Origin of the sequence: Neoasaia chiangmaiensis (assembly GCF_002005465.1) — a bacterium.
GTDB classification, from domain to species: Bacteria; Pseudomonadota; Alphaproteobacteria; order Acetobacterales; family Acetobacteraceae; genus Neoasaia; species Neoasaia chiangmaiensis.
In genome coordinates, this window is sequence record NZ_CP014691.1 from 2,318,188 (window position 1) to 2,335,000 (window position 16,813).

Consider the following 16,813-nt stretch of genomic DNA (forward strand, 5'->3'; position numbering starts at 1 on the left):
GGTCATCGTAGTGCAGAGCATGCCCGTGGGTTCGCGAGAGGGGCTGGACGATCAGTCCGGATCGCCCCATCGCCAACGCCAGCCACCTTTCGTGCGCGACTTACATATCCATACGAAGATGGCTGTCACGGCCAGGTCGTTGAGAATAACGGCAAGTCCCGCATATCGGCGCGGCGGTCGATGCAGGAACGGGATGGCAAGCGATGGAAAAACCGTTAGCGAGATAAAAATACCGAGGCTGACCCAGCCTTGCCATGTGATGGGAAGGCCGGCGCCATAGCCATATCGCTTCGGCTCAAACCACGCGCCGGATGTCGTATCGGGATCATTCAGTTTGCGCATCGCGTTCCTCCGGAGACGAGTCCTGTGATGATGTCAGGTCGGTTCGGAGGAGCTTTCCGAAAAAATCATGGAAAAGCAACGTGACCGGATGCACTTCCTGAATATTGATGGCGACGCGCCGGAAAAGTCGTCGGATGTTTCGTCAACGATTCCAAACAGGCCGCCGTCAAGACGGTTCAGAAGATCTCCTTGATCAGATCGTCACCGATTCCGAAACCGGCGCCCGCCTCGACAGAACGGGCAAAGCCGGAATTGAGGAAATTGTTGAAGAAGCCGCCGCTTTGCTGGGCGGGTGCGGGCTGCTGCGGGGCATCGATCTGCTGAGCGTAGTTCGGCTGGTATTGTTGGGCCTGATTGGCTACGGCGCCGCGCAGGGCTTGCAGCAGATTGGCGACCTGTTCCTGCTCCGCCCGGAAGGACAGGGCCAGTTCCCGGAGATCGAGCGACCATTCACGCGCCTGCTGATCGCCGCTGTTCGCCGCCGCCTGCAACTTGTTGCCCAAAGTCTGCAACGCCTGCGCCGATTGCTGCGCCTGCCCCTGAAGTTGCGTGTAGATCTGGTCAATGCTCTGGACGTCCATCCCGGGTTCCTGTCAAAAGATTGCTGATGGGCGGTATAAAGGCCCGGCTGCACATTTTCCGCAAGGGGGAGAGGTGAGGTCCGGCATGACCGGTCGCCGCAAGCGAGGGCCGGTCAAAAACGCGCGAGACATGTCCGCGCCCAGGCGGCGATGCCGTGTCGCCGTCGCAGCTTGCGCTATGTTTGAAACAGGACATTGCGGCTGCAGGTCCCGGATCGTCCGGAGCCGATAATCGGGAAGCAGTCCGAGAGCCCATGATGACAGGAAGACCGACATGCTGATGGCCACCACCCTATGCTATACTCTCGCTGTTGCCATGGGCATCTGGCTCGGTCTTCAAGCCATGCAGAAGCGGCGGCCATTCGCGTTCCTGAAGCCGCTTCACGTCCTGTTCGCGGCGGCCGGCACGGTATTCATGCTGATCGCACTGGCGCACGGTCATGAGAGGGTCATGCTGGATGTCGCCCTTGTCATCGCCGTCATTGTCTTCGGCGTCATCATGAGCGAGGCGAGGCGGCGCGGTTACATGATCCCGCCTCTCTATGTGTGCCATATCCTTCTTGCCGCGATACTCTATATTTCGGTCGTTTGCTTCACGATATTCCCCAATTTCTGAGATGATCAATCGACTCCTCATTTTCCAATTCGGAAAATAACGGCTTTCCAAAATGGAAAATCAGATGCAGGAATAGCTTTCCAAAATGGAAAGTGAGAATCGGCAATGAATCGCGACGACGCGCAAGGGGCTTTACAGGACATCGACAGTTCACGGCGGCGTCTGGCCGATACGGTGGCGCAGGGCTATCCGCCGGTCCGGCACGCGGCTTTCGCGGCTATCATGGCCGGGCTCGTTGCCTGCGGTTCGGTGCCACTTCCCTGGAATCTGCTGATGGAAGCGTTTCTTCTGCTGAGTATGTTTATGATCTACCGCTGGGATCTGCGGCGCAACGGCATGTTCATTAACGGATGGCGACAGGGATCGACGCGACGGCTGACCTGGATCTGTCTCGTGGTGACGCTGGCATTGTATCTGTTGGGCGCATGGGAAATGCAGGTTTACCATCGTCCATGGGCGGGTTTGCTGGGCGCTGTGCCCGCTTTCATTATGGCTTATGGCACTAGTGCCCTGTGGATGCGCGTCTATCTGCGTGAATTGCGGGCGGGAACGCCGGTCGCATGAGTGGTTTGCCGAAAGGCTTCGATCCCGTCATTCACGTTCCGTCGCGCCTGCAACTCGTTGCCATACTGGCCGGCGTTTCCGAAGCGGAGTTCGCCACGTTGCGGGAGATGGCTGCCATCAGCGATTCCGTGCTGTCCAAGCATCTTTCGGCCTTGGCGGAGGCTGGATATGTCAAGGTGATGAAGGGGGCGGTGAACGGCCGTCAGCGCACCTGGGCCAAACTGACGCATCGTGGGCGGCGGGCATTCAATGCCCATATCGCCGCGCTCAATGTTCTGGCGTGTCTGGCCGGCGCCAACGTGGCCGGCGAATAAAAAGCCGCGCGCCGGTGAGAGACGGCGCGCGGCATGCAATGTGTCGCTGACGGGTGTCGGTGACGTTTACGCGGCGCGGAACTGCGTCACGTTGGACGTGACCGGTGCGGGCTGCTCCGGGGTCAGCGTGCGGCGCACGGCGTCCTGCCAGCCATCCAGCATGCGACGACGCTGGCCGGCATCCATACGCGGCTCGAAAAGGCGTTCCTGGCTCCAGGTTGCCGCCACTTCCTCAAGGTTTTCCCACACGCCGGTTGCAAGGCCAGCCAGGAAAGCCGCGCCGAGCGCCGTCGTTTCCAGGTCGCGGGGGCGTTCCACGCGGGCCTGAAGCATATCGGCCAGGAACTGGCTGAACCAGTCATTGGCCGACATGCCGCCATCGATGCGAAGCGTATCGGCATGGACCGCGCCGTCCTCATCCATCGCATGGGCGAGGTCGTAGGTCTGGAACGCCACCGATTCCAGTGCGGCACGCGCGATGTGCGCCTGCGTGGATCCAAGCGTCAGGCCGCAGATCAGGCCACGTGCGTCCGGATCCCAGTGCGGTGCGCCCAGGCCGACGAAGCCGGGGACCATGTAAACGCCATGGCTGTCCGGCACCCGGGTGGCCATATCGTCGGTCTGCGAGGCATGGGTAATCAGATGGAGGCCATCACGCAGCCACTTGATGGCGGCGCCCGCAACGAAGATCGAGCCTTCGAGCGCATAGGTCGTCTTGCCGTTGATACGATAGGCGATCGTCGTGAGCATCCGGTGATGGGACTCGACGGCTTTTTCGCCCGTGTTGGTCAGCATGAAACAGCCGGTGCCGTAGGTCGACTTCGCCATGCCTTCCTTGAAGCAGGCCTGACCGACCATGGCGGCGTGCTGGTCGCCCGCCATGCCGCCGATGACGATCGGCTGGCCGAAGAGGGCCGGGTCCGTCTCGCCGAGATGGCCGCTATTGTCGCAGACTTCCGGCAGGAGCGCACGGGGCACCTGGAACAGTTCGAGCAGTTCGTCATCCCATTTCTGTTCGTGGATGTTGAACAGCGCGGTACGACAGGCATTGGTGATGTCCGTTGCGTGCGTCTTGCCGTCGGTCAGGCGCCACATCAGGAAACAGTCGATCGTGCCGCAGGCGAGTTCGCCTTTTTCCGCCCGTGCGCGCGCGCCTTCGACATTGTCGAGGATCCACGCGATCTTCGTGGCGGAGAAGTAAGGGTCAAGAAGCAGGCCCGTCTTGGACCGCATCATGGCTTCCTTGCCTTCCTGTTTCAGCCTGGCGCACGTCGAGGCCGTGCGGCGGTCCTGCCAGACAATGGCCTTGTGGATCGGTTCGCCGGTCGCGCGGTCCCATACGACAATGGTTTCACGCTGGTTGGTGATCCCGACACCTGCGATGCGCTCGATGCCGCCCGCCTGTTCGATGGCTTCGCGTGCCGTGTCCACGACATCGTTCCAGATATCTTCCACATCGTGCTCGACCCAGCCCGGTTCGGGGTAATGCTGGGGAAATTCACGGCGGGAGACGGAGAGCGCGTTGGCGCTCTTGTCGAACACGATGGACCGGGTCGATGTCGTGCCCTGGTCGATGGCAAGGACGCAGTCTTTGTTAGGCATGAGAGGAAACTCCGTTTTGAGATGAGATTGCGTTGCCGTGTTCAGGAGGCGCGGTTGCTGACGACGCTGGCCGGTTCGTTGGCGACGACCAGCACGGGCTCCGCCGGGTTTACGCCTTGCATCGCAGGGGACGCCATGTAGTTCGGCATGAAGGGCCGCAACACATAGTGATAGATGCCACCACCGATCGGACCACCGATCATCGGTGCTGCGATCGGCACCCACCAGTAGGAACCCGGTGCGGGCAGGGCCGAGGAGCCCCAGCCGGCGAAGAAGCAGAACAGGCGCGGACCGAAATCGCGGGCCGGGTTGATGGCCCATGCGTCCAGATAGCCGCAGGATGCGCCGATCGTCGCGACCAGCAGGCCGATGATGAGCGCGCTGGAATTCGCCTGCGGTGCCTGGGTGTTATACTGGCAGGTGATCGCGAAGATGCCGAACACCAGCACGGCCGTCAGAACCAGTTCGTCCACGAAAGCATGGCTGACCGTCACGAAATCGCCGGGATGGGTGAAGAACACGCCCGCCGAGCCGCCATCGATCGCACGCGTCAGGTGATGCGTCATGTTGTAATGGTCGATCACCGGATTGTAGAGCAGATAGACCAGCGTCGCACCGGCGAAACCACCCAGCACCTGCGCGCCCATGTAGGGAAGTACCTTTTTCCAGGAGAAGCCCCGGAACAGGGCCAGCGCCATGGTGACGGCCGGATTGGCATGCGTGCCGCTGATGGCGCCGGTTGCGTAGATCGCGACCGTGACGCCCAGGCCCCACACGATGCAGACGCCCCAATAGGCCGTCTTGTAGGGACTGGGGTCATAGAGCGAATACATCGCGGCGACACCGTCACCGAAGAGGATGATGATCGCGACGGCGAAAAATTCGGAGATCAGTTCGCCGATAAAACGTTTTTTCTCTGACATGGCCAGATGCTCGTCACAGAGATGTTGGAGAAAAGAAGCTCAGGCGACGTTTTGCCGCCATTCGAGATCCTGCTTGGTCTGCGCCGACAGCGACGGAACGTTGCGGCGCGCGATGTAGTCCTGGATGCGTGTGGCATCCTCTTTCGAGACGAAAAGTCCCAGCTTGGAACGTCGCCAGAGGATATCCTCCGCACTGCGTGCCCACTCGTTGTCGATCAGATAATCGACTTCGCGTTGCGTCAGTCCGGCGCCAAAATCCTCTCCCATTTCTTCGATGGTTTTGGTGGCGATATCGAATGCCCGCGTGCCGTAGTTGCGCGCCAAGCGGTAGGTCGTCCTTGGGTCGAGATGCGGCGCATGGTTTTGCAGGCGGTCCACAAGCGCCTTGAACTGACGGCCGTCGAAATCCCCGCCCGGCAGAGGCTTGTCGGCCGTCCATTCCGGCTTGTTCAGGACCGGAAGATGGGGCGCCAGTTTCTCCAGCGCGTGCTCGGCCAGTTTGCGGAATGTCGTGATCTTGCCACCGAACACCGACAGGATCGGCGCGGCGGAAGCATCGACATCCAGCACATAGTCGCGCGTGACGGCGGAGGCGCTGCCGGAATTATCGTCATAGAGCGGACGCACGCCGGCATAGGTCCACACCACGTCGTCCGCCGTGATGGCGCTCTTGAAATAGCGATTTACGCTGTCGCAGAGATACGTCACTTCCTCCGGCGATATTTCGACATGCCCGGCGTCCTGTTCCCAGGCAACATCGGTCGTGCCGATCAGCGTGAACCTGCCTTCGTAGGGAATGGCGAAGACGATGCGCTTGTCGGGGTTTTGCAGGATATAGGCCTGCGTTCCCTCGAACATTTTTGGCACGACAATGTGGCTGCCCTTCACAAGACGGACCTTGTTGCGGCTGGCCACGTGCACCTTGTCCTGCAGAAGTTCCGCCACCCATGGGCCGGCGGCGTTGACGATGGCCTTGGCCCTGACAGTCCGCGTTGAACCCGTGTCGCTGTTTTCGATCGTCGCTTCCCAGATATCCGCGCGCCGTTTGGCATTCACGAGTTTGGTGCGCGTGCGGATTTCCGCGCCATGGGCGGCTGCATCCATGGCGTTCAGCGCAACGAGGCGGCTGTCCTGAACCCAACCATCGGAATAGGCGAAGCCCCGGGTGTAATCGTCCTTGAGCGGACGGCCCGTGGGGTCTTTCCGGAAGTTGAGCGCGCGCGTCTTGGGAAGGGACATGCGCGGGCAGAGATGATCGTAAAGGAACAGGCCCGCGCGCAGCAGCCACGCCGGCCGAACCAGCTTGGAGTGCGGCAGCACGAAACGCATCGGCCAGATAATGTGCGGCGCGATACGCAGCAGTCGCTCGCGTTCGATCAGTGCTTCCCGGACGAGACGGAACTCGTAGTATTCCAGATAGCGCAGACCGCCATGGATGAGCTTCGTGCTGGCGGAGGATGTATGGCTGGCGAGATCATGCTGCTCGACCAGTAAAACCCGTGCGCCACGTCCTGCCGCATCGCGGGCGATGCCGCAGCCGTTGATGCCGCCACCCACCACCAGCAGATCGTATGGCGCCGACCCCGCCGGCGCTGCATCGGGCATTTCCCGAATGGACGACATATTGCATAACCTTCACAAAAGTTCGTATGCGAACCTTATGCGCGGTTTCTTCAATCATATCGAGCAAAAACGAACATAAATGCGCGGATTTCACGCTTTCGTGTTCTGAAGTTAACAAGAGGTGTTACGGGCGGGCGACGTGAAGCGTGACGTTGGCCGCAGCCATGCGTGCCTGAAATTCCGGCGATGGTGCCTGATCGGTGACGAAATCGTCGATGTCCGAGAGGTCGCCCACGCGTCCCATGGGGTGACGCCCGAATTTGGTATGATCGGCCAGAAGGATCACACGCCGGGAATGGCGGATGATGGCCCGCGCGCACTGGATTTCATCGAGGTCGAAATCGAGAAGCGTGCCATCCTCCTCGATGCCGCTGATGCCGATGACCCCGAATTCAGCGCGGAAAGATTCGAGCGACTCAATGGCGCTCGCGCCGACGATTCCGCCATCGGCCGGCCGGATGCTGCCGCCGGCGACGACAGTCCTGAAATCCGTCCGACGTGACAGGATCGAGGCGACATGCAGGTTGTTTGTCACGACCCGCAGATCGCGATGCTCATTCAGCGCGCGTGCGAACGACTCCGTGGTGGTGCCGATATTGATGAAGATCGTGGACCGGTTCGGCACAAGTTCCGCCGCCACGCGGCCGATGGCATCCTTGGCGCGCTGGTTGAGTACCTGACGCTCGTCATAAGCGATGTTCTCGATCGAGGATGGCAGCCCCGCGCCGCCATGATGGCGCGCCAGATAACCCTGGTTCGCCAGCAGATTGACGTCGCGCCGGATTGTCTGCACCGCGACGTCCAGTTGCTGGGCGAGGTCCTCGTTGGACATGTAGCCGCGCGTCTGCACGAGCATCAGGATTTTGCGATGACGTGGCGTCGTGGGGAGATTCTGTGTCGGCATGGAAACGTTGATGCCGCTCGCCGTGCTCGTGGTCAATGACGCCGCTTCTCGTTGCCGGGTCTCTTATGGTTCGACGTTCTGGAGTACCTCGAACCCTTCAAAAACCGGCGGTCCGACGGTCAGGGGCTTGCCCTGGCCCGCGCCCGCATGGGCGGTGCGAAACGGCTCGGACTGGGTCCAGTCGACAAACGCCTGATGCGAGGCCCAGACCGTATGCGACGCGTAGAGAACATGATCCTCGCGCGTCGGGCCTTTCAGGAACTGGAAGCTGACGAAGCCGGGAACGGTTTTCAGCAGGACCTCACGTTCGAGCCAGCGCTGCTGGAAGGCTTCTTCGCAGTCGGGACGGACCCTGAAGCGGTTCATGGCAATATACATGGCCGTTTTCTCCTGTTGTCGTCAGATATCAGCTCTCATCCGACATGGGCGAAGCAAGCCCAGGATGGCGAGGCCGATCATCACGCCGACGATCAGGCCTTTCGCGGCATCGGGCAGAGGAGCGCTCCGGGATACGATATTCGGGACGACCGCCGCGAGCGCGACGAGCGGAACGAGACGGCGTATCGCTTTTGGATGGCGCTGCATGGCCTAGCGGGCCGCGATGTTGGGTTGCACCATGGCGCGCGCGTCCACCAGCCGGTCGAAATCCTCCGGCGAGATCGCCTTCAGGGTCAGGGCCGCCTCCCGCAGCGTGCAATCATGGTCCATCGCGTAATGCGCCACCCTGGAGGCTGTATCGTAGCCGATCGTGGGCGCGAGGGCTGTCACCAGCATTACCGATTCCGCGACGTATCGCTCGATCCGCGCGCGATTGGGCGTGGTGCCTTCCAGCATGAAGGTGCGGAAGTTCTCGCAACCGTCATGCAGGAGCGTGATGCTTTGCATGATGTTGTGGATCATCAACGGTTTGTAGACATTCATGTCCAGCAGACCGCCCGCCCCGCCGAAGCCGACCGCCACGTCGTTGCTCATCACCTGCACGGCGAGCATGGCCATGGCTTCGGCCTGGGTCGGATTCACCTTGCCCGGCATGATGGAAGAGCCCGGCTCGTTCTCCGGCAGATGAAGCTCCGCGAAGCCCGCGCGCGGGCCGCAGGAGAGCAGGCGGATATCGTTGGCGATCTTGTAAAGCGCCCCGGCCGTCGTGCGCAGTACACCGGATAGATGCACCAGCGCATCATGTGCGCCCTGCAGCGCGAATTTGTTTTCTCCGCTGGTAAAGCCCAGGCCGGTCAGCCGTGCGATCTCACCGCATGCGCGCGCTGCGAAAGCGGCATCCGTGTTGATCCCGGTGCCCAGCGCCGTGCCGCCGAGTGCAAGCGGATAGAGCCCGTCGCGGGCCTGATGCAGGCGGGCGATGTTTTCCAGAAGCATGCCCGCATAACCGTGAAATTCCTGCCCGAGCGTGATCGGCACGGCATCCTGCATATGCGTGCGGCCGATCTTGACGATGTCCTTCCATTCTTCGGCCTTGTCGGCGAGTGCCTGGGCCAGACGCGTCAGCGCCGGCAGCAGGCGCCGCTCGACGCCCAGGGCGGCGGCGATGTGCATGGCCGTCGGAAACGCATCGTTGGAGGATTGCGACATGTTGACGTGATCGTTGGGATGCACCGGCTTCTTGCCGCCGAGTGGCTCTCCGGCGATCTGTGCCGCACGATTGGCGATCACCTCGTTGACATTCATGTTGAACTGCGTGCCGGAGCCGGTCATCCACACATGCAGCGGGAACATGTCGGCATGTTGCCCGTCCAGGATCTCGTCGCAGACCGCCAGGATCGCGGTGGCCTGCGTTTCGCCCAGCCGACCGCTGAGGCGGTTCGCCTCGGCGCTGGCGCGTTTGACGATGGTCATCGCCTCGACCATCTCGCGGGGCATCAGATCACGGCCGATGCTGAAATACCGAAGCGAGCGCTGCGTCTGCGCGCCCCAGAGTTTGTCGGCCGGAATCTGGATTTCACCCATTCCGTCGCTTTCGGTCCGCGTGTCGCTCATGATGTCAGCCCTTCCGGTAGGCGCGATATTCCGGTTTCCAGATGAAGCTTTCGATCTTTTCGCGCAAGTCGCCCTCTGCGGCATGAGGACAGACACCGTCCTTTCGTGCCTGGCTGGCGACGGCTTCCGCCACCGCGAATGCGACCCGGCGCATCTCCGTCACCGGTGGCAGGAGATTGCCGTCAGGATCGTCCTTCAGCGGCGAGATCGCGGCCAGACCGCGTGCTGCCGCCATGAACATGCCTTCTGTCGCGCGGGTGGCGCCGCTGGCCCGAATGCCGAGGCTCAGGCCGGGGAAGATATAGGCGTTGTTCGTCTGGTCGATCCGGTGGGTCTTGCCGTCGCGCTTCAGTGGCGGGAACGGGCTGCCCGTGCTGACCAGCGCGCGCCCGTCCGTCCATGTCATCAGGTCGGCGGGCGTTGCTTCGGAATGCGAGGTCGGATTGGAAAGCGGGAAGATGATCGGCCGTTCGCAATGTTGGGCCATGTCACGCACGATCGCTTCGCTGAACAGTCCCGCCACGCCCGAGACGCCGATCAGGATCGACGGCCGGACCCGCTTGACGACGGTTTCGAAGTCGGTCGCCGGGTCCTGCCAGTCGCTTCGGGCAAACAGTTTCTGACCGTCGTCCAGATCCGTGCGATTCGTCGTCAGCAACCCGTCCTTGTCGAGCATGTAGAAACGACCGCGCGCCTCTTCCTCGCTCGCGCCTTCGTCGCGCATGACGCGATACATGAGCCGCGCAACGCCGACGCCCGCCGATCCGCTGCCGAGCATGACGACGGTGTGGTCACGCAGGCGCCCCTTGCGCGCGTGATTGGCGGCCAGGATCGCGCCGGTGGTTACGGCGGCGGTTCCCTGGATGTCGTCGTTGAAGCAGCACAGGCGTTCCTGATAACGCTCAAGGATCGGCGCGGCATTCGGACCGGCGAAATCCTCCCAGTGCAGGATGATGTCGGGCCAGCGTTTCTGCACGGCGGAGACGAATTGTTCGATGAACGCGTCGTATTCCGCGCCGCGAACGCGTTCGTGTTTCCAGCCGATATATTCAGGGTTGGCGCGCAGTTCGGGATTGTTGGTGCCGGTATCGAGCATGATCGGCAACGTCTGCTCCGGCGCGATTCCCGCGGCGGCGGTATAGATCGACAGCTTGCCGATGGGAATGCCCATGCCGCCGGCGCCCTGATCGCCCAGCCCGAGAATACGCTCGCCATCCGTCACGACGATGACGCGCACGTCGTCCAGCGACGGATCGGCCAGAAGCTCCTCCATGCGGTCGCGTTCGGGATAGGTGAGGAACAGGCCGCGCGGCTTCTGCCAGATCTGCGAGAACTTCTGGCAGGCCTCGCCGACCGTCGGCGTATAGATCAGCGGCAGGCAGCGTTCGAGATCGCGTTCCAGAATGGCGTAGAACAGCGTCTCGTTGCTGTCCTGGATTTCGCGCAGGCGCACGTGGCGGGCGAGAGGCGTGGAGAGTGAGTCCAGGAACGACAGCGCGGCATCGATCTGCTCTTCCAGCGTTTCGACGTTGCGCGGCAGCAGACCGCGCAATCCGAAAGCATCGCGTTCCGCCTCGGAGAATGCCAGCCCCTTGTTTAGAAGGGGCTCACTCAGCAGGGCCTTGCCGCGCAGCAACACGTTGAGTTCGCTCATCGACGGGTCTCCTCGTTCGTTCAGGTTGCAGACCATACGTGCGATATATCAAACTGTTTCCGAGCGTTCACTCACGCTCGACTTGCATCTTCTTAATGTTGGCGATGGCCTTGGCGGGGTTGAGCCCTTTCGGGCAGGTCTGGGTGCAGTTCATGATGGTGCGGCAGGCGTAGAGTTTCATCGGGTCGTCCAGCGCGGCGAGACGTTCCGCCGTATGGTCGTCCCGGCTGTCCACGATCCAGCGATTGGCGGCCAGCAACGTAGCCGGGCCGAGATATTTGTCGCCGTTCCACCAGTAGGACGGGCAGGACGTGGTACAGCAGAAGCACAGGATGCACTCCCACATGCCATCCAGTTTTTCGCGTTCCTCGATGCTCTGGCGGCGTTCGGTATCCGGCGGTGGCGGTGTGTCGCTCTTCAGCCAGGGCTCGATCGCCTCGAGCTGCGCATAGGCACCGTTGAGGTTCGGCACCAGATCCTTGACCACCGGCATGTGCGGCAACGGATAGATCCGGATCGCGCCCTTGATGCTGTCGATCGGTTTCAGGCACGCCAGTGTGTTCTCGCCGTCGATGTTCATCGAGCACGAACCGCAGATGCCCTCGCGACAGGAGCGTCGGAACGTCAGGGTGGGGTCGACCTTGTCCTTGATGTAGAGCAGCGCGTCCAGAACCATCGGTCCGACGTCGTCCAGATCGAGCACATACGTGTCGATGCTTGGGTTCTCGTCGTCGTCCGGGGACCAGCGATAGACCCTGAAAGAGCGCGTGCGCGTTGCGCCATCCGGCGCGGGGAAGGTTTTTCCCGGCTGGACCGTGCTGTTTTTCGGCAGGCGGAGTTCGACCATGATGGCGGGCCCTCAGTAAACGCGTTTCTTGGGCGGAAAAACCTCGACCTCGTCGGTCAGCGTCCGAAGCCGGACGGGGCGATAAAGCAGCCGGACATTTCCGTCGCGATCGAGATACGACACGGTGTGTTTCATCCAGTGCTCGTCGTCGCGTTCGGGATAGTCGTCATGCGCATGGGCGCCGCGCGTTTCATGGCGTGCGAACGCGCTTTCGATGGTCGCCGTCGCATTGGCCAGAAGGTTCTCGTATTCCAGCGCTTCCATCAGGTCGCTGTTCCAGATGAGCGAGCGGTCGCGAAGTGCGATATCCTGGCTGTCCTGCCAGAGTTCGCGGATCTTGGCGCAGCCTTCCTCGAGCGACTTCGTGTTGCGGAACACCGCCGCGTGACTCTGCATGATGCGTTGCAGGCGCTCGCGCAACTGCGCCACGGTATATCGGCCATCGGCGTTCCGCAGGCGGTCGAAATCCGCCAGGATTTTTTCGCCGGCCTCTTTCGGCAGGGGCGGGACCGGTGCGTCCGGGTCGATGATTTCGGCGGCCCGCTTGCCGGCTGCGCGCCCGAAGACGATCAGGTCGAGCAGCGAGTTCGTGCCAAGGCGGTTGGCGCCATGCACGGACACACATGCGGCCTCGCCGACGGCCATCAATCCCGGCACGACGGCATCCGGATCATCGTCCGTCGGGCGCAGAACCTCCCCGTGCAGGTTCGTCGGCACGCCACCCATGTTATAATGCACGGTCGGCAACACCGGCGCGGGCTCCTTCGTGACGTCCACGCCGGCGAAGATGCGCGCCGTCTCCGAGATGCCGGGCAGACGCTGATGCAGCAGGTCGGCGCCCAGATGCTCCAGATGCAGCATGATGTGGTCCTTGTTCGGACCGCAGCCGCGCCCTTCGTTGATCTCGATGGTCATGGCGCGCGAGACGACATCGCGGGAGGCGAGGTCCTTGGCGGTCGGCGCGTAACGCTCCATGAAACGTTCGCCATCCGAATTCGTCAGATAACCGCCTTCGCCGCGGCATCCTTCGGTCAGCAGGCAGCCGGCGGGGAAAATGCCGGTGGGATGGAACTGCACGAATTCCATGTCCTGCGTCGGCACGCCGGCGCGCATGGCCAGACCGCCGCCATCGCCCGTGCAGGAATGGGCGGAGGTGCAGCTCTGGAAAGCGCGCCCGTATCCGCCGGTCGCGAGCACCACCATCTTCGCGTTGAAGCGGTGAATGGTGCCATCGTCCAGGCACCAGGCCATCACGCCGCGACAGCGACCGTCGTCGTCCATGATGAGGTCGAGGGCATAATACTCCACGAAGAACTCGACGCGATGCTTCAGGCATTGCTGATAGAGCGTGTGGAGGATGGCATGGCCCGTGCGGTCGGCGGCGGCGCAGGCCCGGGCGACCGGCGCCTTGCCGTATTCGCTCATATGACCGCCGAACGGGCGCTGGTAGATCTTGCCGTCCTCGGTGCGTGAGAACGGCACGCCGAAATGTTCGAGTTCCTTCACGGCACTTTCGGCTTCGCGGCACATGAACTCGATGGCGTCCTGATCGCCCAGCCAGTCCGACCCTTTGACGGTATCGTACATATGCCAGCGCCAGTTGTCTTCGGACATGTTGCCCAGTGCGGCGCCGATGCCACCCTGTGCCGCCACGGTGTGGCTGCGCGTCGGGAACACCTTGGTGACGCAGGCCGTGCGCAGGCCGCTCGCGCCCATGCCAAGCGTGGCGCGCAGGCCGGAGCCACCCGCGCCCACGACCACGACGTCGTAAGCATGATCGACGATGCGATATTGTTCCGAAACCGTTGCGTTCATCGTGTCGTATCCGGCGTGCGCGTCTGGAGGATTTTCATGATCGAGACGCCGCCATAGGCCGCGAGCATCAGGCAGCCGAAGCGGATCGCCAGCCGTAGCCAGACGCGCCGCCAGCCGCGGGCGTAATCGGTCGCGACGACTTCCAGCCCCAGTTGCATATGACGTGCCGTCAGGCCGATCAGCACGCCCAGCGGTGCGGCGTTGTGCAGCTTGCCCGCCCATTGCAGGATTTCGTCGCGGTCACGTCCCGCCAGCCGCAGAATTTGCGCGATGGCCCAGAGGGATAGCGGCCCGAGCAACAGTGCCGAGACGCGCTCCGCCGTCCAGTGTTCCGCACCTTCCGGCAGGCCGCCCGGCCCCCGGGCACGCGCCAGGGGCGTGCGCATGTCCGACCGTGCCTTCATGATGTCTGTCCCTTGCGATGGCGGCGCGCCAGGATGGCGAAACCGCCAAGCAGGCCCCCCGCCAGTGCCGATGTCGCGCCAAGGGCGCGGACGCCATCCGCATCGATCTCGCGTTTCCCGAACCGCGCGCCGCTATCCCAGATGAGATGGCGCACGCTGGCGACGAGATGATAGAGCGTGGCGACGCTCCAGCCTGCGAAAACCAGTTGTCCCAGTGGGTGCCCGGCCATCTTCTGCGCGCGGGCGAATGGTTTGGGGCCCTGCGCCAGCGCGCCGAGCCAGGCCACGGCCAGTCCGGTCCCGAGTGCCGAGAAAACGCCGGCCATACGGTTGGTGATCGACAGGACCATGGAAAGACGGAAACGATAGATGCCCAGATGTGGCGACATGGGACGACGGATGGATTGCCCCGCCGAATTGTCGCCCTGATAGAGCGCTTCGCGTCCATCGGAAGCCATGATCGTGTTCCTCGACTGCCGCCTGCCGGAAATACAGGCCTGTCATGCTGGAATAGACCCGTTTCCAAAGCGCGTCACGCGCACAGTCGTGTGAAAAAACAGGACTGTGCCGCTCTGTTTTCCAGCAAGCGCGGCACGGTTCCCGTCCCGGACTTCGTAGAGGATTTATCCCTTCTGGCATTTGCATTTCCGGCATGTTTTCACGACAAGCTGGAAACCATGCGCATCGGCTTCGTCATTCAACACATCAACGCCCTCGGCGGTACGGAACGCGCCGCTTGCGCCGTAATGAACGGCCTTGCGGACAGCGCGGATATCCATCTGTTCGAGGTTCATTCACGCGGACCAGCTGCCTTTGGTCTCGACCCCCGCATTCGCACCGTTTCACTGTTCGATCGTCATGTGTCGTTGCTGAATCAATGGCCCCGCCTGGTGCGGCGGTTGCGTGACGGGATCCTGCGCGAGCGTCTCGATGTGCTGGTCGTGGTGGAATCCACGCATGCGCTCTACGCGGTTCCGGCCGCGCGCCGGGCCGGATGCCGGTGCGTGGTCTGGGAGCATTTCAACTTCCGTGCCGATCTGGGGAAACGGAAGCGTGGCTGGGGTCGCTGGGTCGCAGCGCGCTGGGCGGATGACGTCGTCGTCCTGACCCACCGCGACATCGCGTTATGGGAAGAGGGTTGTCAGCCGCGCGCGCGCATGACCTGCATTCCCAATATGGCGCCGCCGATATCCGCCACGCCTTATCGTGTAGAGGGGCGGGAGGTGCTGGCTTTGGGGCGACTTTCGAAGCAGAAGGGCTTCGATCGATTGCTGGCCGCGTGGGCGCGTGTGGAGGCCGACCCGCGCGGCGCATCGTGGCATCTGCGGATCGTGGGTGACGGGCCGGATCGGGCGGCGCTTCAGGCGCAGGCGGCGTCCCTGCATCGCGCGACAGTCACGCCGGCGGAAAACAACGTCGCGGCGCGGCTGTCGACGGCGGGTCTGCTGTCGGCCTCGTCGCGTTTTGAGGGATTGCCGATGGTGCTGCTCGAGGCGGCGGCTTTTGGCGTTCCGGCGGTCGCGTTCGATTGCGAAACGGGTCCCGCCGAGATCGTCGATGACGGGCGATCCGGTCTTCTCGTGCCGGAAGGCGATGTCGCGGCGTTGGCGGATGCGCTGTTGGGCCTGATGGCGTCGGATGAGCGCCGCGTCGCCATGGCCGATGCGGCGAGACGACAGGCGGCAGGTTTCAGCCGCGAGTCGGTTCTGCCGAAATGGCGTTCGCTGCTGGGTATCGCTTCGGGCTGATCGGCGTGCCGATCACAGGATGGTCAGAAAAGCGGTCTCAACGGGGCTCAGTTCGCGTTCCGGATGACGGATGAGTTGAAACGGTCGCTCAGGCAACGGGAATGGCACATGATGCAGCAATCCGGCCTCCAGTCGTCCCGCCAGCACGGAGGCGGAAAGAACGGTGGCCGCATCGCCGGTTTCCACGGCGCTTGCCACGGCCTCGTTCGAGGGTAATTCCATGGCGATCGGCAGATTTGCGGCGTCGACGCCGATGGCGTGCAGGGCCTGGACGAATGCCGAGCGCGTGCCGGAACCCGTTTCGCGCAGGACCCATTCACTCGTGTCGAGTTCATGGGGTGCGGGCGTCCGATTGGCCCAGGGGTGACGCGGAGACACCGCCAGCAACAGTCTGTCTGCCGCCACGGTCTGGCAGGTCAGCGTCGGTTCGGTGCTTTCGCCTTCGATCAGGCCGAGTCCGACGATACCGTCGCGTATGGCCGCGCAGACCTCGGCGGTGTTTCGGGCGCTGATTGTCAGCGTGATGTCCGGATATTGCGCCCGGAAAAGGTTGAGTCGTTTGGGAAGCCAGTAGGCGGCGATCGTCTGGCTGGCATGCAGGTGCAGCGTGCCGGTGCGCAACATGGTGAAATCCAGAAGGCGATCCCGCGCGGCCTCCGCGCGCGCCAGAACGGCGGCGGCTTCCACGTGAAAGATCCGTCCCGCGCGGGTCAGTTCGATGGTTCGTCCGATACGGCTGAACAGCTTGATCCGGAGGTGACTTTCCAGTGTCGCCACGGCGTGGCTGACACTGGACGGCGTGAGGTTCAGGGCCTGGGCTGCATGCGTGATATGTTCGCGTTCGGCGACGGCGACGAAGATGCGCAGTTGTTCAAGCGTCATCC

General features: G+C 62.7%; 19 protein-coding genes. 4 read left to right on the forward strand and 15 right to left on the reverse strand.

Annotated features, from left to right (window positions below; genetic code table 11):
* Positions 1-51 precede the first annotated feature (51 nt).
* Both A0U93_RS11220 and A0U93_RS11225 read right to left on the reverse strand, forming a co-directional pair.
* Complete coding sequence (locus A0U93_RS11220; protein ID WP_077807421.1) at positions 52-342, reverse strand: hypothetical protein; 291 nt, start codon at positions 340-342, stop codon at positions 52-54.
* 176 nt (positions 343-518) lie between these two features.
* Positions 519-923 (reverse strand): hypothetical protein, encoded by a 405-nt coding sequence (locus A0U93_RS11225; RefSeq protein ID WP_077807422.1) that lies wholly within the window; start codon positions 921-923, stop codon positions 519-521.
* 274 nt (positions 924-1,197) lie between these two features.
* Here A0U93_RS11225 and A0U93_RS11230 point away from each other — a divergent pair, with 274 nt between their 5' ends.
* From A0U93_RS11230 to A0U93_RS11240, 3 genes are all read left to right on the forward strand, one after another.
* Positions 1,198-1,539: a hypothetical protein gene (locus A0U93_RS11230; RefSeq protein WP_077807423.1), complete on the forward strand. Its 342-nt coding sequence runs from the start codon at positions 1,198-1,200 to the stop codon at positions 1,537-1,539.
* A 105-nt stretch (positions 1,540-1,644) separates the two neighbouring features.
* Positions 1,645-2,103, forward strand: coding sequence for a hypothetical protein (locus A0U93_RS11235; protein WP_077807424.1), 459 nt, complete (start codon positions 1,645-1,647; stop codon positions 2,101-2,103).
* A complete protein-coding gene (locus A0U93_RS11240; protein WP_077807425.1) occupies positions 2,100-2,417 on the forward strand; it encodes a transcriptional regulator in 318 nt (105 codons plus the stop codon). The genes A0U93_RS11235 and A0U93_RS11240 overlap by 4 nt, the downstream gene beginning before the upstream one ends.
* A gap of 66 nt (positions 2,418-2,483) precedes the next feature.
* On the opposite strand, the gene glpK is transcribed toward A0U93_RS11240, so the two are convergent.
* The 12 genes from glpK to sdhC form a co-directional block, all read right to left on the reverse strand.
* The gene (gene glpK / locus A0U93_RS11245) at positions 2,484-4,019 is read right to left on the reverse strand and encodes a glycerol kinase GlpK (RefSeq protein WP_077807426.1); all 1,536 of its coding nucleotides are present in this window, start codon (positions 4,017-4,019) and stop codon (positions 2,484-2,486) included.
* 41 nt (positions 4,020-4,060) lie between these two features.
* Positions 4,061-4,942, reverse strand: coding sequence for an MIP/aquaporin family protein (locus tag A0U93_RS11250; RefSeq protein ID WP_077807427.1), 882 nt, complete (start codon positions 4,940-4,942; stop codon positions 4,061-4,063).
* Between the two features lie 39 nt (positions 4,943-4,981).
* Positions 4,982-6,565 (reverse strand): glycerol-3-phosphate dehydrogenase, encoded by a 1,584-nt coding sequence (gene glpD, locus A0U93_RS11255; RefSeq protein WP_077807428.1) that lies wholly within the window; start codon positions 6,563-6,565, stop codon positions 4,982-4,984.
* Between the two features lie 124 nt (positions 6,566-6,689).
* Positions 6,690-7,469, reverse strand: a complete 780-nt coding sequence (locus A0U93_RS11260) for a DeoR/GlpR family DNA-binding transcription regulator (RefSeq protein ID WP_077808482.1) — start codon at positions 7,467-7,469, stop codon at positions 6,690-6,692.
* 63 nt (positions 7,470-7,532) lie between these two features.
* On the reverse strand, positions 7,533-7,847 hold the full coding sequence (locus A0U93_RS11265; protein WP_077807429.1) for an antibiotic biosynthesis monooxygenase family protein: 315 nt from the start codon (positions 7,845-7,847) through the stop codon (positions 7,533-7,535).
* 21 nt (positions 7,848-7,868) lie between these two features.
* Positions 7,869-8,054, reverse strand: coding sequence for a hypothetical protein (locus tag A0U93_RS11270; protein WP_077807430.1), 186 nt, complete (start codon positions 8,052-8,054; stop codon positions 7,869-7,871).
* Positions 8,055-8,057: 3 nt separating this feature from the next.
* Positions 8,058-9,461, reverse strand: a complete 1,404-nt coding sequence (locus tag A0U93_RS11275; protein WP_077807431.1) for a class II fumarate hydratase — start codon at positions 9,459-9,461, stop codon at positions 8,058-8,060.
* A 4-nt stretch (positions 9,462-9,465) separates the two neighbouring features.
* Complete coding sequence (locus tag A0U93_RS11280) at positions 9,466-11,115, reverse strand: NAD-dependent malic enzyme (RefSeq protein ID WP_077807433.1); 1,650 nt, start codon at positions 11,113-11,115, stop codon at positions 9,466-9,468.
* A gap of 67 nt (positions 11,116-11,182) precedes the next feature.
* The gene (locus tag A0U93_RS11285) at positions 11,183-11,962 is read right to left on the reverse strand and encodes a succinate dehydrogenase iron-sulfur subunit (protein WP_077807434.1); all 780 of its coding nucleotides are present in this window, start codon (positions 11,960-11,962) and stop codon (positions 11,183-11,185) included.
* 12 nt (positions 11,963-11,974) lie between these two features.
* On the reverse strand, positions 11,975-13,777 hold the full coding sequence (gene sdhA / locus A0U93_RS11290) for a succinate dehydrogenase flavoprotein subunit (protein ID WP_077807435.1): 1,803 nt from the start codon (positions 13,775-13,777) through the stop codon (positions 11,975-11,977).
* The gene (gene sdhD, locus A0U93_RS11295; RefSeq protein ID WP_077807436.1) at positions 13,774-14,181 is read right to left on the reverse strand and encodes a succinate dehydrogenase, hydrophobic membrane anchor protein; all 408 of its coding nucleotides are present in this window, start codon (positions 14,179-14,181) and stop codon (positions 13,774-13,776) included. Before sdhD ends, sdhA begins: the two co-directional genes overlap by 4 nt.
* On the reverse strand, positions 14,178-14,639 hold the full coding sequence (gene sdhC, locus A0U93_RS11300) for a succinate dehydrogenase, cytochrome b556 subunit (protein WP_245824844.1): 462 nt from the start codon (positions 14,637-14,639) through the stop codon (positions 14,178-14,180). The genes sdhD and sdhC overlap by 4 nt, the downstream gene beginning before the upstream one ends.
* Positions 14,640-14,858: 219 nt before the next feature.
* Here sdhC and A0U93_RS11305 point away from each other — a divergent pair, with 219 nt between their 5' ends.
* On the forward strand, positions 14,859-15,929 hold the full coding sequence (locus A0U93_RS11305; protein WP_077808484.1) for a glycosyltransferase family 4 protein: 1,071 nt from the start codon (positions 14,859-14,861) through the stop codon (positions 15,927-15,929).
* Between the two features lie 12 nt (positions 15,930-15,941).
* Here A0U93_RS11305 and A0U93_RS11310 read toward each other — a convergent pair whose 3' ends face one another.
* Complete coding sequence (locus A0U93_RS11310) at positions 15,942-16,811, reverse strand: LysR family transcriptional regulator (protein ID WP_077807437.1); 870 nt, start codon at positions 16,809-16,811, stop codon at positions 15,942-15,944.
* Between the last annotated feature and the right edge of the window lie 2 nt (positions 16,812-16,813).

What these genes read in the sequence shown, in the direction of transcription:
- A0U93_RS11220 (WP_077807421.1), bottom strand. Translation starts at nt 342, where the DNA reads ATGCGCAAACTGAATGATCCCGATACGACATCCGGCGCGTGGTTTGAG.
- A0U93_RS11225 (WP_077807422.1), bottom strand. Translation starts at nt 923, where the DNA reads ATGGACGTCCAGAGCATTGACCAGATCTACACGCAACTTCAGGGGCAG.
- A0U93_RS11230 (WP_077807423.1), top strand. Translation starts at nt 1,198, where the DNA reads ATGCTGATGGCCACCACCCTATGCTATACTCTCGCTGTTGCCATGGGC.
- A0U93_RS11235 (WP_077807424.1), top strand. Translation starts at nt 1,645, where the DNA reads ATGAATCGCGACGACGCGCAAGGGGCTTTACAGGACATCGACAGTTCA.
- A0U93_RS11240 (WP_077807425.1), top strand. Translation starts at nt 2,100, where the DNA reads ATGAGTGGTTTGCCGAAAGGCTTCGATCCCGTCATTCACGTTCCGTCG.
- glpK (WP_077807426.1), bottom strand. Translation starts at nt 4,019, where the DNA reads ATGCCTAACAAAGACTGCGTCCTTGCCATCGACCAGGGCACGACATCG.
- A0U93_RS11250 (WP_077807427.1), bottom strand. Translation starts at nt 4,942, where the DNA reads ATGTCAGAGAAAAAACGTTTTATCGGCGAACTGATCTCCGAATTTTTC.
- glpD (WP_077807428.1), bottom strand. Translation starts at nt 6,565, where the DNA reads ATGTCGTCCATTCGGGAAATGCCCGATGCAGCGCCGGCGGGGTCGGCG.
- A0U93_RS11260 (WP_077808482.1), bottom strand. Translation starts at nt 7,469, where the DNA reads ATGCCGACACAGAATCTCCCCACGACGCCACGTCATCGCAAAATCCTG.
- A0U93_RS11265 (WP_077807429.1), bottom strand. Translation starts at nt 7,847, where the DNA reads ATGTATATTGCCATGAACCGCTTCAGGGTCCGTCCCGACTGCGAAGAA.
- A0U93_RS11270 (WP_077807430.1), bottom strand. Translation starts at nt 8,054, where the DNA reads ATGCAGCGCCATCCAAAAGCGATACGCCGTCTCGTTCCGCTCGTCGCG.
- A0U93_RS11275 (WP_077807431.1), bottom strand. Translation starts at nt 9,461, where the DNA reads ATGAGCGACACGCGGACCGAAAGCGACGGAATGGGTGAAATCCAGATT.
- A0U93_RS11280 (WP_077807433.1), bottom strand. Translation starts at nt 11,115, where the DNA reads ATGAGCGAACTCAACGTGTTGCTGCGCGGCAAGGCCCTGCTGAGTGAG.
- A0U93_RS11285 (WP_077807434.1), bottom strand. Translation starts at nt 11,962, where the DNA reads ATGGTCGAACTCCGCCTGCCGAAAAACAGCACGGTCCAGCCGGGAAAA.
- sdhA (WP_077807435.1), bottom strand. Translation starts at nt 13,777, where the DNA reads ATGAACGCAACGGTTTCGGAACAATATCGCATCGTCGATCATGCTTAC.
- sdhD (WP_077807436.1), bottom strand. Translation starts at nt 14,181, where the DNA reads ATGAAGGCACGGTCGGACATGCGCACGCCCCTGGCGCGTGCCCGGGGG.
- sdhC (WP_245824844.1), bottom strand. Translation starts at nt 14,639, where the DNA reads ATGGCTTCCGATGGACGCGAAGCGCTCTATCAGGGCGACAATTCGGCG.
- A0U93_RS11305 (WP_077808484.1), top strand. Translation starts at nt 14,859, where the DNA reads ATGCGCATCGGCTTCGTCATTCAACACATCAACGCCCTCGGCGGTACG.
- A0U93_RS11310 (WP_077807437.1), bottom strand. Translation starts at nt 16,811, where the DNA reads ATGACGCTTGAACAACTGCGCATCTTCGTCGCCGTCGCCGAACGCGAA.